The organism is Bradyrhizobium sp. Rc2d, assembly GCF_900099855.1.
Classification (GTDB): domain Bacteria; phylum Pseudomonadota; class Alphaproteobacteria; order Rhizobiales; family Xanthobacteraceae; genus Bradyrhizobium.
In genome coordinates, this window is record NZ_FNCU01000005.1 from 204,429 (window position 1) to 219,115 (window position 14,687).

The 14,687-nt window shown below is 64.3% G+C and carries 13 protein-coding genes; 3 read left to right on the forward strand and 10 right to left on the reverse strand.

Annotated elements, in window-relative coordinates; translation table 11 throughout:
* Nucleotides 1-89 precede the first annotated feature (89 nt).
* Nucleotides 90-1,190: a carbohydrate ABC transporter permease gene (locus BLV07_RS10330; protein WP_244551043.1), complete on the forward strand. Its 1,101-nt coding sequence runs from the start codon at nt 90-92 to the stop codon at nt 1,188-1,190.
* Nucleotides 1,191-1,233: 43 nt separating this feature from the next.
* Nucleotides 1,234-2,139: a carbohydrate ABC transporter permease gene (locus tag BLV07_RS10335; protein WP_244551049.1), complete on the forward strand. Its 906-nt coding sequence runs from the start codon at nt 1,234-1,236 to the stop codon at nt 2,137-2,139.
* Nucleotides 2,140-2,284: 145 nt separating this feature from the next.
* On the opposite strand, the gene nikE is transcribed toward BLV07_RS10335, so the two are convergent.
* From nikE to hydA, 8 genes are all read right to left on the reverse strand, one after another.
* Nucleotides 2,285-3,946 carry a nickel ABC transporter ATP-binding protein NikE gene (gene nikE / locus BLV07_RS10340; protein WP_091883698.1) on the reverse strand — a complete coding sequence of 554 codons (1,662 nt, stop codon included), beginning with the start codon at nt 3,944-3,946 and terminating at the stop codon, nt 2,285-2,287.
* Nucleotides 3,943-4,803, reverse strand: coding sequence for an ABC transporter permease (locus BLV07_RS10345; protein WP_091883703.1), 861 nt, complete (start codon nt 4,801-4,803; stop codon nt 3,943-3,945). The genes nikE and BLV07_RS10345 overlap by 4 nt, the downstream gene beginning before the upstream one ends.
* A complete protein-coding gene (locus tag BLV07_RS10350) occupies nt 4,800-5,831 on the reverse strand; it encodes an ABC transporter permease (RefSeq protein ID WP_091883707.1) in 1,032 nt (343 codons plus the stop codon). The genes BLV07_RS10345 and BLV07_RS10350 overlap by 4 nt, the downstream gene beginning before the upstream one ends.
* A 28-nt stretch (nt 5,832-5,859) precedes the next feature.
* A complete protein-coding gene (locus BLV07_RS10355; protein WP_091883712.1) occupies nt 5,860-7,479 on the reverse strand; it encodes an ABC transporter substrate-binding protein in 1,620 nt (539 codons plus the stop codon).
* Nucleotides 7,480-7,602: 123 nt separating this feature from the next.
* On the reverse strand, nt 7,603-9,039 hold the full coding sequence (locus tag BLV07_RS10360; protein WP_091883717.1) for an NAD(P)-binding domain-containing protein: 1,437 nt from the start codon (nt 9,037-9,039) through the stop codon (nt 7,603-7,605).
* Nucleotides 9,036-9,797 (reverse strand): SDR family oxidoreductase, encoded by a 762-nt coding sequence (locus tag BLV07_RS10365; protein ID WP_091883720.1) that lies wholly within the window; start codon nt 9,795-9,797, stop codon nt 9,036-9,038. Before BLV07_RS10365 ends, BLV07_RS10360 begins: the two co-directional genes overlap by 4 nt.
* Nucleotide 9,798: 1 nt before the next feature.
* Nucleotides 9,799-10,776 (reverse strand): NAD-dependent epimerase/dehydratase family protein, encoded by a 978-nt coding sequence (locus BLV07_RS10370; protein WP_091883724.1) that lies wholly within the window; start codon nt 10,774-10,776, stop codon nt 9,799-9,801.
* A 12-nt stretch (nt 10,777-10,788) separates the two neighbouring features.
* Nucleotides 10,789-12,258 (reverse strand): dihydropyrimidinase, encoded by a 1,470-nt coding sequence (gene hydA / locus BLV07_RS10375; RefSeq protein ID WP_091883729.1) that lies wholly within the window; start codon nt 12,256-12,258, stop codon nt 10,789-10,791.
* Nucleotides 12,259-12,411: 153 nt separating this feature from the next.
* Between hydA and BLV07_RS10380 the strand changes: the two genes are divergently transcribed.
* Complete coding sequence (locus tag BLV07_RS10380; RefSeq protein WP_091883732.1) at nt 12,412-13,074, forward strand: aspartate/glutamate racemase family protein; 663 nt, start codon at nt 12,412-12,414, stop codon at nt 13,072-13,074.
* A 16-nt stretch (nt 13,075-13,090) separates the two neighbouring features.
* On the opposite strand, the gene BLV07_RS10385 is transcribed toward BLV07_RS10380, so the two are convergent.
* Together BLV07_RS10385 and BLV07_RS10390 are read right to left on the reverse strand one after the other, a co-directional pair.
* Nucleotides 13,091-13,732, reverse strand: a complete 642-nt coding sequence (locus BLV07_RS10385) for a flavin reductase family protein (protein WP_091883735.1) — start codon at nt 13,730-13,732, stop codon at nt 13,091-13,093.
* A gap of 18 nt (nt 13,733-13,750) precedes the next feature.
* Nucleotides 13,751-14,677: an N-carbamoyl-D-amino-acid hydrolase gene (locus BLV07_RS10390; RefSeq protein WP_091883737.1), complete on the reverse strand. Its 927-nt coding sequence runs from the start codon at nt 14,675-14,677 to the stop codon at nt 13,751-13,753.
* Nucleotides 14,678-14,687 lie beyond the last annotated feature (10 nt).

Below are 14,687 nucleotides of genomic sequence, written 5' to 3' on the forward strand. Positions count from 1 at the left end.
CGGCTGGCGCCTCCGGCGCCAGCCGAGGACTTGCCCGGCGACAGAGCCGGCACAGAATGCGGCTCATCTCGATGCAGAATTCCGTACCCGTGAGCGACGACCTGCACTGCCAGCCTGCGGCGAAGCGCGCGTGCGGCAGCAGGAAGATCGCCGGCCGCGCGCTAGTCCTGCTGGCGTCTCTCGGCTTCCTGCTTGTCCTCTTCATTCAGATCTTGCATACGACCGGCGCGATGACTGCCGGATTTTCCGATTGGCGGCCGATCCTCATCGCCTATCTCGTCTGGGCCGTTGCGTTTGGCATCGGACAAGTTCTGATCCGCGGCGAACGTGGCCAGCGCGCGCTGTTCCTGCTGCCGGCGGTGTTCTTCACCGTCGCCGTCGTGATCTTCCCGACGATCTTCGGGATCTATATCGCCTCTCTCGACTGGAATCTGAGCTCGATCGAAGGGCCGCGCTTCAGCGGCTTCGACAACGTCAGGGGCATGCTGAACGACACCTATTACTGGAATGCGCTCGGCAACATGGTCTTTTACACCGCCGCAGTGCTTGGCGAATACGCGATCGCGTTCGGACTGGCGCTCTTGCTCAGCGCCGAGATCCGTGCGCGAAAATTCTTCCGCGTGGTCTTCCTGCTGCCGATGATGCTCAGCCCAGTCGCCGTGAGCTGGATGATCGGCAAGTCGCTGATGGAATATCGCTTCGGACCGGCGGCGACGCTGGCGCGCTATCTCGGCTGGGACAACCCGGCCTTCTTCGCCTCGCCGTGGATGGCGCGCTTCAGCATCCAGGCGATGGACGCGTGGGTGTCGATCCCTTTCATCATGATCATCCTTCTCGCAGGCCTGCAGGCGATGCCGAAGGAGGTGCAGGAGGCGGCCAAGGTCGACGGCGCGAATGGCTGGCAGTCGTTCTGGCACGTCACGTTTCCGATCATGCTGCCGGTGAGCATCACCGTCCTCATTATCCGCATCATCTTCAAGCTGAAGCTCGCCGACCTCGTGATCAACGTCACCGCTGGCGGGCCGGGAGGCGCAACCGACACGGTCTCAAGCTTCATCTACCGCGTCTACCGCGACCGCTCGAACGTCGGATACGGCACGGCGCTCGCTATGGTTTACCTGCTTATGATCATCGTGCTCCTGACCATGCTGTTGCGCCTGTCCAAGCGCTGGACGCAGAAGGTCGTCTAGCGCTTCAAACGGAGTTTTTCGATTGACTAGATCGACCTTGGCATTGAAGCCCGTTCAGAGGCGTCCGGCGGCCCCCCGCGCAAAGCGGACTCTAAGCCGCGTACTGATCTACGCAGCACTCCTGTTCTGGACGATTATCTGCCTGTTCCCGATCTACTGGACCATCACGACGTCGTTCAAATCGGCGGTCGATGTGACGCAAGCCCACTTGGTTCCCTGGGTCGATTTTCAGCCGGACTGGAAGGGATGGCGCTCGCTCGGCCTGTCGCCAGATACACTGTTCGGAACCTCGACGGCACGCTCCGAATTCGCGAATCGCTTCGTCAACAGCATCATCACCTCGGTCGGCGCATCCTTGCTGGCACTGATCCTCGGATCTCTGGCGGCCTACGGCCTGAGCCGCTTCCGCTACAAGTTCGCCTGGATGCGCAACGATGACATCCTGTTCTTCTTCATGTCCCAGCTGATCCTGCCGCCGGTCGTGCTCGCGCTGCCGTTCCTCGTCCTCTACAAGGCATTGGCCCTGCTCGACACGCGACTTGGCCTTGTCTTGCTCTACACGCTGACCGTGCTTCCGATCGTCATCTGGATCATGCGCGATCAGTTCAATGCAATTCCGATCGAACTCGACGAAGCCGCCTTCGTGGACGGCCTGTCGACCTGGGGCGCCTTTCTGCGGATCATTCTGCCGCTCGCTGTCCCCGGAATGATGGCCGCATTCATTCTCTCGCTGGTGCTGTGCTGGAACGAATATTTCTTCGCGGCGCTGCTCACGAGCACCGATGCGAAGACGCTCCCCGTTATGGTGGCGAGCCAGACTGGCTCGCAAGGCATCAATTGGTGGTCGATGGCGGCGCTGTCGACGGCGGCGATCGCACCGCTCGTCCTGGTCGGCATTTTCCTTGAGCGCTACATCGTCAGCGGCTTGACTACAGGAGCCGGAAAGTAGCCGGAGGCCGAGCCGGGGACTAATCGCGTTGCGAACGCGGTCGAAGAGGCTGATCGAAGCGGCGACCTCAAGGACCGCGTACCGTCGATGCGTGTCCCGGTCGGGTGAGCGCCAGCCCCATCAACGAAACACCGAGATCGCGAAATCAGGCAGGCAGAAGCGAAGCAGGCGAACCAATGTGTGGAATAGCTTCGATCAGCTCGCGCGTGTAATCAGCCTGCGGATTGGTAAACAGAGCGAGGCTTTCGCCCTGCTCGACGATGCCGCCGGCGCGCAGCACGATGGTACGGCTGCACATCATGCGCACCACGTTGAGGTCGTGACTAACGAACAGGAAGGCAAGATTGTCCTCGCGCCGAAGCCGGTCGAGCAGCTGCAGCACCACGGCCTGCACCGAGACATCGAGCGCCGCAGTGGGCTCATCGAGCACCAGCAAACGCGGCCGGCACGCAATGGCGCGGGCAATGCCGATACGTGCCTTCTGGCCACCCGACAATTGATGCGGGAAGCGTGACAACAACTCTCGCGGCAGACCGACGCGGTCGGCGCACTCCTCGACCCGGGAACGCAGCGCGTCGCCAGGGCGCAGGCCGGTGAGCCGCAGCAGCGGATGGGCAATGCAGTCGAACGCGGTAAAGCGCGGATTGAGGCTCTCATGCGGATCCTGAAAGACGATCTGGATCTCCTTGCGCAGCGACGAGCGATGAAAATCGCGCGCCGGCAACTTTGCGATCGAATAGCCGTCGAACAGGATATCGCCCTCGCTCGGATCGATCAGCCGGCAGATCATGCGCGCGGTGGTGCTCTTGCCGGAGCCGGACTCACCGACCAGACCGACACTCTCGCCTGCCGCCATGGTCATCGAGAAATCCGCCACTGCGGCGGCGCCGTCGTCAAAACGCTTGACGATGTGCTGGACGTCGAGCAGCGGCGGTGTGCCCGGCGCGGGCGTCGGCCGCTCCTTCACCTCGACAACCGACAGAGCTTCGCCAGCCGGCACGAGGTCGCCGACACGCGATGTCGCGGTCGGCGATGACGCCACCAGTCGCTTGGTATAGGCGTGCTGCGGCGCCCGAAACAATGTCTGTGGCGCGCCCTCTTCCACGAGCCGCCCCTGCTCCATCACCACCACGCGTCGGCAATAGTGTGCCGCGAGACCAAGGTCGTGGGTAATGAGGATTGTTGTCATGCCGCGATCGGCGACGACGCGCGCCAAAAGGTCCATTACCACTTTCTGTGTCGTAACATCGAGGCCGGTGGTCGGCTCGTCGGCAATCAGAAGCGATGGATTGCAGGAAATCGCGATCGCGATCATCACGCGCTGGCACATGCCGCCGGAGAGCTCGTGCGGATAGGCGTCCAGCCGTCGCTCCGGATCGCGGATCTGCACCGCGTGCAACAGCTTCAGCGCCTCGGCCCGCGCCTCCTGTTTCGAGAGCCGCCGATGCGAAAGGATGGCATCGGAGATCTGGGCACCGACGGCACGGATCGGATTGAGCGCGGCGCGCGGATTCTGGAAGATCATCGCCATGTTGGCGCCGTGCAAGTTGCGGAGCTCCGCCCCCGACGCGCGCGTGATGTCCTGGCCCTTGAACTTGACACGACCGGCCGTGATGCGGCCCGCTTTGTCGAGCAGGCCCGTGACCGCGAATCCGGTCACGGATTTGCCGGACCCGCTCTCGCCGACGAGGCCGAGCATTTCACCCGGCTGCAGCGACAGCGAGACGCCCCGCAGCGCCTCGACGAGCCCGCGTCGGGTCGAGAACGTCACGCCGAGATTATCGATTTCGAGCAGTGGCGACATCATGTGCGCATGCGCGGATCGAGGATATCGCGCAACCCGTCGCCGAGAAGATTGAAGCAGAGCACGGCCAGCATCAGGGCCAGACCCGGAAACGACACCAGCCACCAGCGGCCCGTCGAGATGAAGCGCGCGCCCTCGGCGACCATGATGCCCCACTCCGGCGTCGGCGGCTTGACGCCCAGGCCGATGAAGGAGAGGCCCGCGGCATTGAGGATCGCCCAGCCGAGATTGAGCGACATCTGCACTGCCATCGCCGGCAGCACGTTGGGTAGCAAGAAGCGCAGCACGACGGAGACATGCCCGTCGCCGCAGGCACGCGCCGCCTCGACCCAACCGAGATTGCGGCGGATGTTCACCTCCGCGCGAGCGAAGCGGATGTAGAATGGCAGATTGATGATCGCGGTCGCGATGACGATATTCTCGACCCGGTTGCCGAGCGCGGCGACCATGGCCATGGCGAGCACGAACAGCGGAAAGGCCATCAGCACGTCGACGAACCGGCCGATCGCACGATCGAGCTTGCCGCCGACATAGCCGCAGAGCGAGCCGATCACCGCGCCGATCACGAAGGACACGCTGACGGCTGTCACGGCAATGGCGAGATCGAGCCGGGTGGCGACGATCAATCGGCTGAAGACATCGCGGCCGAGTTGGTCGGTGCCGGCCCAGTGTAATGCGCTCGGCGGCTGCAGTGCGCGGGGCACGTCCGAAGCGACGGGATCATAGTGCACCAGCATGGGGCCGAAGATCGCGATCAGCGCCAGCAATATCGCCCCCGCGGCGGCGGTCGCGGTGACGAGATTGCCGCGCAGCACCCACACGGCGTGACGCAGCCCCGACGATGTTCCTGTCAGGCTCATGCGACCGTCGCCCTGGGATCGGCGATGCCGTAGAGCACATCGACCAGGAGATTGACCACGACGAAGATGCTGGCCATCAGCAGCACGAAGCCCTGCACCGGCGCATAGTCGGAGACCAACAGCGCATCGAGCGCGTAGGACGCAACGCCCGGCCAGGAGAACACTTTCTCGACCAGCACATTGGCACCGAGCATGGTCGAGAACACGATGCCGGCGATGGTGATCACGGGCAGGATTGCATTCCGCAGCGCATAGGTCACCACGATCTGCCAGCGCGACAGGCCGATCGAGCGCGCGGTACGCACGAAATCGCTGCCGAGCGACACCAGCATCGAGGCGCGAGTGATGCGGGCGAGCGGCGCGATCACGAACAGCGCCATCGTGAAGGCCGGCAGCATCAACTGACGTGCCGCGGCCCACCAGCCCTCGAAGTCACCCGCGAGCAGGAAATCCACCATCAGGAAGCCGGTGCGCGCCGGCGGCACCGATGCGAAGACGTCGAGCCGTCCCGTCGGATCGGGGGCAAGGCCCAGCAGATAGTAGAACACATAGATCAGCAGCAGTCCGGAGACGAAGGTCGGCACGCAGACACCGAGCGAGCAGAACAGCCGTACACCGTGATCGATCAGCGAGTTCGGCCGCAGCGCGGCCAGCACGCCGAGCGGCACCGCCGCGATCAGCGCGATCACGAGCGCGGTCAGCGTGAGCTCGAGCGAGGCCGGCAGCCGCTGCCGCAGGTCCTTGGCGACCGGCTGCCCCGTCATCATGGATCGACCGAGATTGCCGCGGCCGATATCGTAGAGATAGATGCCGAGCTGCTCCGGCAACGACCGGTCCAGCCCGAGCTGCTTGCGGACGATCTCGATCTCCTCCTTGCCGGCACTGGGACCGGAGGCAAAGAACACGGCGGGATCGCCTGGCAACACCCGCATCAGAAGGAAGGTGAAGACCAGCACGCCGAACAGTGCCGGCAGCGACGAGAGAAACCGCCGCCCGGCCCGGATCAAAGTTGCACCGATCGTGCCCATGGTCTCCGCCGCGCTCCCAGCTCCGCTGCTATTTGCGGCTCAGGTTACGGTAATCCACCTGGCGGGTGAATTGGTAGACATAGCCGTCGAGATTGGCGGCCATCACCGCGTCCTGCGCCGGCTGCCAGAGCGGGACCTGGAACATTTGCTCGAAATGGATGGCGTTGAGCTCCTTGCCTTCCGCCTCGTACTTCGCCTTGTCCAGCTCGAAGCGCGCCGCCTGCGCAATCTTCTCCAACTCGGCATTGTCCGTGGAGGAATAGTTCCAGCGCTGATTGCCGGTGTAGAAGTTGCGGTAGAAATAATCGGTCGACGGCAGCCAGGCGACGATGCCTTCGGTGAAGAAGGGCAGCTTCTTCTCATTGATCGCGGTCGACATCTGCGCATCCGGCAGCTTCTGGATATCGACCTTGATACCGATCTTCTCCAGCGATTCCTTAACCAGGGCGGCCATCGGCTCGGCAGTCGAGGCCTGGCCGACGTTGAAGCTGAAGGTCGTGGCAAAACCTTCGGGCACGCCAGCTTCCTTCAGATAAGCCCGCGCCTTCTCCAGATCGAGCTTGACCGGTTGCGAAATCGGATAGCCGCCGCTCGGTGGCTTGCCGTCGGCCCAGCTGGCACCGAACAGCGGCGCACCACGGCCGAACAGCGCCGCCTTGAACATGTCATCGTAGGGTAGCGCCGCGGCGACTGCCCGGCGGACGTTGACGTTGTCGAACGGTGGGATCTTGTTGTTCATCGAGATGAAGGTCACCGCATTGTATTGCGGCGTCGAAATCACCTTCAGCTTGCCTTTGGCTTCCAGCGCCTGCACGTCGCTGGCCTGCAGGTCGATCACGAGGTCGGCGTCGCCGCGCTCGACCAGATTGGCGCGCGTCGCCGGCTCCGGTACCGACTGGATGATCAGCCGCTTGAAAGACGCCGGCTTGTCCGGCGAGCCGCGATTCCAGGCCTCGTTGCGCTTTGCGATCGCCTGCTCGCCCGGCTTGAAGGTTTCGACGATATAGGCGCCGCTGCCCGCCTCGTTCTCCTTCAGCCAGCTCAGCGCCCAGGGATCCTCAGGCGTCGCGTGCGACTTGGCGAGCTTGGAATTGATGATGATGGGATAGACGGTCGCAAGGTTCGGCAGCGCCAGCTTGTCGGGCCGCGGCAACGTCACTTCAAAGGTCAGGGGATCGATCACCTTGAACTGGTCGGCGCTGGTCATCGAGCCCGTCAGCAATTGCGCCTTGCCGAGCACCGGCGCGGTGACGCAGCGGTCGAGCGACCATTTCACGTCTTCTGCAGTGACCGGCGAGCCGTCATGGAACTTGGCGTCGGGACGGAGCTTGAAGGTGAGCTTCAAGCCATCGGGGCTGACGCTGAAGGACTCCGCGAGCTCGCCATTGATGGTATCGAGATCGAACACCCATTTGCCGTTGAGCTGCTTGCGGCCGAACGACACCAGCCGGTCATAGCTGCTCATGCTGAGCGCGAAGGCTTCGCGGGTCGAGCCGGGAATGTTGGGATCGAGCGTGTTGACCGTTGCCGCCGTCACGTAGCGCAAGGTCTCAGCGCGGCTCTGCGCGTAGGCCGCGGGCGCAATCAATGTCACCGAAAGAAGAACGGCGGACGCCGAAATCAGATGCCTGGAAATCACGGGGTACATCGCCTCTGTCCTTTGTTAGGCCGCGCACGCCCGAAATGGCAGCAAATCATGTGCCAGAAACGGGCAGTTTGGCATGCTTCTTCGTCGCAGTGGAATGCATCGGCAGGATGCTCGTTGCCGTCGTCACGCGTCCCCCGCCGCAGTCGCCGGCGTGCGCCGGATCACAGCCTGAGGTACATCATAGGCATGGAATGCCGCCCAGTGCTTGTCGATATCGGCGCGGAACAGGCCGCGCGTGAGGCCGTGGACCAGCTTCGGCACCGCCGTCGTCATCGCATTGATCGAGGAGCCGGACGGACCAAAGCTCATGGTCGAGGCGATGGCGAACAGGTGAATGTCGGAGATCCACGGCGTTCGCCCAGCCGCGCGCTCGCGGAAGGCATAATCGTCCGACAGATAAGGAAAGGCGCCAAGGCGCGGGCTCTGTTCCTGCGGCGGCGGCGTGTAGCAGTCGGCCCAGCGCGCGATGTTATCGGCGCACCGCTTCAGTTCGGGGCGACCGGCGAAATCCATCATGACGCCGGTGGCGCAGATAACGAAATCGACCGCGATCTCGCCACGTGGCGTGCGCAGCAGCACGCCGTCAACGGTCTCCCTCGCTCCCTCGACAGGTGCACCCTCGTGCAGATGGAATGTCGCATGTTGGGCGCAGCGATCATAGGTGGCTTGCGGAAATCCTTCGCGCAGCTCGAGGATCGCACGCATGAAGCGCCAGCGCCAGGAATCGTCGAGTTCGGAGAAATGCCTGAGGAAGCCGCGGAAAGTCAGCCACCGATAGGGCTGCACCAGCTGGATCGCAGCGCGCCAGCATAGCAAATGCACGGCGCCCGCACCTGCCTCGAGTGCCATTGCAGCGTTATCGAAGGCCGAGGCGCCTGCGCCAATCACCGCGACTCGCTTGCCGCGTAGCGCGGTGAAATCTGTCGGCGCCGCGCAGGTGACGCATCGCGACGACGGCAGATGCTGCAACGGCTCGGGAATGCCCCAACCGCCCATGCCTTCCTGTCCTGTCGCGAGCACGATCTTGCGGGCGTAAAGCATCTCCTCGCCACGAGCGGTCCTCACTGTTGCCTGCAGCAGGCCGTTTACTCCGGGTGCGATATCGGTCACCTCGCAGCCATTGCGCACCGGCAAATCAAGCACCTTGCGGTACCACAACAAATAGGCCGCCCAATATTCGCGCGGGATCAGACCAAGATCGCGCCAGCTCTCCATTCCGAACTTGGCCTCATGCCAGGCCTGATAGGTCAGGCTTGGCAGGTCGAGATCAGGTCCGGTGTAATCCTTCGGACTGCGCAGGGTCGGCATCCGCGCATAGGTCAGCCAGGGACCTTCGAAGTCCTCATCCGCCTTGTCGAGCACGAGGATGTTGGTGACCTGTGAGCGCTGCAGGCCGAAAGCCGTCGCAAGACCCGATTGACCGGCCCCAACAATGAGCACATCCAGAGCGCGGCTGCCATCGGGAGCAGTCATCGGCGTCAGCCAGGGCATGCTCGGATGCGCCGTCTTGGCCAGATCGGCGCGGACCTGAACCGCGAGTGCTGCAAGACCATCACTCATGCCGCGAGCCACCCGCCATCGACTGGAAGCACCGTACCGGTGACGAAGGAGGAATCGTCACCGGCGAGATAGAGCGCGGCCGCGGCCACTTCGTCGGCGCTGCCGAATCGCTTCATGGCGTGACGTTGCCGCGAGGCTTCGCGCACCGGCTCGGGATCGGCATGGCGTGCAAAACTGCGGCGTAGCAGCGGCGTGTCGATCGCGCCGGGCGCCAACGCGTTGACGCGGATGCCATCGGTGGCGAAATCGACCGCCATGGTGCGGGTCAGGCTGACGATGGCCCCCTTGGCAGCAATATAGGCGCTGTTGCCCTTGCCGCCGGCGATCGCCAGCTGCGACGCCAGCGTGACGATGGCGCCCTTGCCCTGCCGCTGCATGACCGGCACGGCCGCTCGCGCCCACAACCAGGTGCCGCCGACATTGGCGCGGAATACCGCGTCCCAATCCGTTGGTGAGGTCGTGATCACGGTGCCACCGCAGGAGAAGCCGGCAGAGGTCATCAACACGTCGAGCCTGCCGCGGCTTGTTGCGACACTTTCGACGGTGGCGCTTGCAAAATCGGCGTCACCGACATCACCGACATGGACGCTGCCGCCGCCACCCTGTTGGCGAAGCATGGCCAGCGTTTCGGCCGCACCGTCGGCATCGCGATCGACCAGCGCAACGAAGGCGCCTTCGCGGGCGAACAGAACGGCGCTGGCCCGGCCGATCCCGGAGCCGCCGCCTGTGATGATGGCCACCCTGCCCGCCAGTTTCATCTCAGGCGCCTCCCCGATCGTGCTCATGCAACCAGCGCCGCATATGCTCCGCGGACTCCTCGCAGCCATATTTGGCGCGCCATCCGAATTCGTCGGCCATGCGCTGTACCGATAGCGGCGCTCGGGTCAGGCCGTGCACCGTCACGGTTGGTGTCTCGCCGGAGACAGCCACGCGGCAAACGAAACCGCCGTCCGGGTCAGCAAAAGCCTTGCCCCAGGCCTCGGCGGTGAAGGTTACGCCGCTCGAGATATTGTAAAGCATGTGGCGAGGCTGGGCGGCATCGAGCAGCACGCCGACGGCGTCGGCGACGTCGGCTGCATAGACCCAGTCCCGCGCGCCGGGCTCGCTGAGCAACGCCGGCGCGCCCCGCCGCGCGCAATCCACGATCAGCGCCTGCGGCGACGGCGTGTCGCGGACACCGCCGGCACGTTCGTGCGGGCCGAACACGCCCGAGAGCCGGACGCTGATCACATCGGCCTGCCAGAGGTCGGAGAGCCGCGCCACCACACGCTCGGAGGCGAATTTCGTGATCGCATACAGCGATTGCGGATCGCAGGGCGTCGTCTCTTCGAGCAGCGGATAATGCCGGCCGCTCGCGCCATAGCTTGCAGCGGACGACAGGTTGATCACACGCCGCACGTTTGCGTTGCTCGCAGCGGTCAGGATCGGCACCTGCGCCAGCAGATTGACGGCCAGGATACGCTCCGGCTCGGCGGCATCGCGCGCTGCGCCTGCCGTGATCGCGGCGCCCAGCACCACGGCATCGCATGCCGCCCCGACTGCGGCCTCAACCGCGCTGCGGTCAGTCACGTCCCCGCGCAGCACATGCAAGCGTTCCCCGTAAGGTGCAAAGGCGCAGCGCGCCTCCGCCGGCAATTCGGCCAGATCGAACAGCGTGACCTCATGGCCGCGGACAAGCAGCAGCTCCGCGATATTGAGCCCGACAAAACCTGCGCCGCCGAAGATCACGACGTTCATCGCGCTGACCGCTCATAATAACTTGGCGCCAAAATTCTGTTCCGGGCTCATGTCCGGGACCAATCGACCGGTCGGCTTCGCCGCCTCGCCGCCGCTGCGGGCAAGGAAGCGGCCGGAGCCCGGCGACGCGTTCAGTTTGCCACTCTCGACGATGACGCGGCCGCGGGAGAGCACCGTCACCGGCCAGCCTTGCAGCGAACGGCCGGCGAACGGCGTGTAGCCGGCCAGATCATGCATCATCGCGTCGGTGACGGTAACGCGGCGATCGGGATCCCAGATCGCGATATCGGCGTCAGCGCCAACGGCGATCGAGCCCTTGCGCGGATGCAGATTGTAGATCTTGGCCGGCGCGGTCGCGGTCAGCTCGACGAATTTCTCCAGGCCGAGCCGCCCCTTGGAAACCATCGCGTCGAACAGCAGCGGCAGCCGCATCTCGAGGCCCGGCAGGCCGTTGGCCACCTGCTTGAAGTTAGGGTTCGGCCCGGCGCGCAGCTTGCCGGTCTCGTCGAAGCGATACGGCGCATGGTCGGAGGAGATGGTTTGCAAGTCGCCGAGCGCCAACGCCTTCCACAGCGCCTCCTGGTCGTCCTTGCGGCGTGGTGGCGGGCTGCACATCCATTTGGCCCCCTCCGCGCCCGGCTTGTCGAGGTCGTCGGCAGTGAGGAACAGATATTGCGGGCAAGTCTCGGCAAACACTTTCAACCCCTGGCCGCGGGCATCGCGGATCGTCTGCGCGCCCTCGGCTGTCGAGACATGGAAGATCATGATCGGCTGGTCGACCAGCGCCGCCATGCCGATCAGGCGGTTGAACGCCTCGGCTTCCGAAAAGCGCGCATGGCTGATCGCGTGATATTTCGGATGAGTGTAGCCGCGCGCCAACAGCCGCTTCACCATCCAGGAGATGATGCCGTGGTTCTCGGCGTGGGCGCAGAGCAACGCGCCGCCCTCGCGCGCGGCAACGAGAATGTCGAGCAGCGGCTCGTCGTCGATCTTCAGTCGGTCATAGGTCATGAAGATCTTGATCGAACCATGGCCCTGACGGATCAGCAGCGGAAGGTCTCGCTCCAGCGTTTCCTTGGTCGGATCGGCGATGATCATGTGAAAGGCGTAGTCGATCACCGCGCCCCTGCGTGCCAGCGCGTGATAGTCCTCCAGCACCTGTCCCAATTGCATGCCGACATGCTGCGCGGCAAAGGAGATGACCGAGGTCGTGCCGCCAAAGGCCGCCGACGTCGTGGCACTCTCGAAGGTGTCGGCATTCATGATGCCGGCAGCAGACAATTGCTCGATATGACAATGGCTGTCGACGCCGCCGGGCAGCACGAGCTTACCGCGCGCGTCGATCTCGCGTTTGGCCGGACCGAGCCCGCGCCCGACCGCGACGATGGCCTCGCCTGCGATCGCCATGTCCGCCTCGAACACGTCGGTGGTCGTGGCGACGCGCCCACCGCGGATGATCAGGTCATAGGCGGGTTCGGTCATGACGGTGTCTCCTTGCGTAACTTTCGAAATCCATCGGCGCCTGTTTTCCTCGCGGCGCGCCCTTGCGCCCTGCGCATGACCGCTTCATGCTGTCCATGGCATAGTGATTGCCTCTGTTTCGCACCGTCAACACTGCCCAAACAGGAACCTCCCATGCCCCGACCGCGCATCATGGTCATCAACCCGAACTCCAACCGCGTGGTCACTGCCGGCCTTGCCGAGGCGTTGAAGCCGCTGTCCTTTGCCGATGGTCCAGAGATCGTGTGCGAGACCTTGGCCGAAGGACCCTACGGCATCGAAAGTCAGGCCGACGCCGAAAGCGTGGTGATGCCGCTGCGGCGCACCGTCGCCGGCGACAACGAATCGGCGGCCTTCGTGATCGCCTGCTACAGCGATCCCGGCCTGTATGTTTGCCGCGAGGCGACCACGCGGCCGGTGCTGGGCATTGCCGAATGCGGCGTGCTGACTGCACTGACCCGCGCCGAGACTTTTGGCGTGATTGCGATCGCGCAGCGCTCGATCCGCCGGCACATGCGCTATCTGCGCCAGATGGGCCTGATGGATCGGCTGGCCGGCGAGCGTCCGCTCGACATGACCGTTGCGGAAACCGCATCGGGCGAAGGCACGCTCGCGAAGATGATCGCGGTCGGTCGCGCCCTGAAAGAAGAAGATGGTGCCGGCGCCATCGTGATGGGTTGCGCGGGCATGGCGCGCCATCGCAAGCCGCTCGAGGACGCACTCGGCATTTCCGTGATCGATCCGACCCAGGCCGCCGTCACCATGGCGCTGGGCGCCGTGCAATTCGGCGCGTCGTGACGCGGTGATTGGCGGGCTAGCGTGCTTCACGCGCCCGCCTCGCCTGCCAATCGTCGTAGCTCTCGCGGTCCATCGCGAACATGTCGCGCTGGGTCGAATAGAGATTGCCGAACAGCCGTCCGATGGGCTGATAGGTCGCCATGTCGACATACATCCGCGCCGGATCGAGCAGACCTTCGCGGGCATGCAGATGCAAGACCTCGCCGACCAGCAACTCGCGGCCTGGACCAAATGCGAGCGAGACCTGCCGCCGGCACTCCAGCGCAAAGGGTGCCGCAGCCAGCCGCGGCACCTTGACCTCGGCACTGGCCTCCGTCGTCAGACCCACGGCCGCCACCTCGCTCTCGCCGGAGGGAAAGTCCACCGCGCAGTCGTTCATTGCTTTCGCCAGCGCCTCGTCCACCATATGCAGGACGAATTCGCCGGTGCGGTGAATGTTGCGCGTGGTGTCCTTGAACCGGCCGTCGGGATGATGCTGCAGGCCGAGCACGATCAACGGCGGGTCCTCGGAGAACACGTTGAAGAAGCTGAACGGCGCCGCGTTCAGCGAGCTGTTCTCGTCCATCGTCGTGACGAAGGCGATCGGTCGCGGCACCACCACGCCGCACAGCAGCTTGTAGCGGTCTCGAGGCGCAAGGTCGCGAAAGGAAAGGCTCATCGCAAACCGTCCTTCAGCTCACGGCGGCGGGATCGCGCCGGTACGGCTGGTGATCAGGCCATAATGCTCGGTGCGACGATGGGCGGCGAAATTGAAGATCGTCTCTTTGCCGAACGCGGTGGCGTCGAGATCGCAGGGATGCACCAGCAGCTCGTCATCCTCCGTCTTGGCCTCGGCGACAATCTCGCCGTCCGGATTGACGATGACGCTGCCGCCGATCAAGCGATGGCCGTCCTCGTCACCGGCCTTGGCGACCGCAATCACCCAGCAGGAATTCTGGTAAGCACCGGCCTGCGCCGAAAGGCGGTTGTGGAACAGCCGCTTCTCCGGCCCTTCGTCACCCTTCTGCGCGTTGACCGACGGCGTGTTGTAGCCGATCAGCACCATCTCGACGCCCTGCAGGCCCATCACGCGATAGGTTTCCGGCCAACGGCGGTCGTTGCAGACGGCCATGCCCATGATGCCGCCGAGATTGCGCCAGACCGGAAAGCCGAGATCGCCCGGCTCGAAATAGCGTTTCTCCAAATGTTGGTGCGTACGTTCCGGATCAAACTCGGCATGGCCGGGCAAATGGATCTTGCGGTATTTGCCAACGATATCGCCGCTGCGGTCGGTGAGGATCGCGGTGTTGAAATGATGGCCGTCCGACGTCAGTTCGGCATAGCCAAAGCTCATCGCCATCTCGTGGCGGGCCGCGCGATCGAATAGCGGCCGCACGGCGTCATTGGGCATCTCGCGCTCGAACCAGCCATCGGCGTCGGCGCGGTTCTCCATGTACCAGCGCGGGAAGAAAGTGGTCAGCGCGAGTTCGGGATAGACGATCAGGTCCGCGCCTTCCGCCTTGGCCTCATCCATCAGCGCGAGCATGCGCCTGACCACGACATCGCGCCCCTCCGCGCGCTGGATCGGGCCCATCTGGGCCGCGGCGACGTTGATCATGCGCATGGTTGTTGTT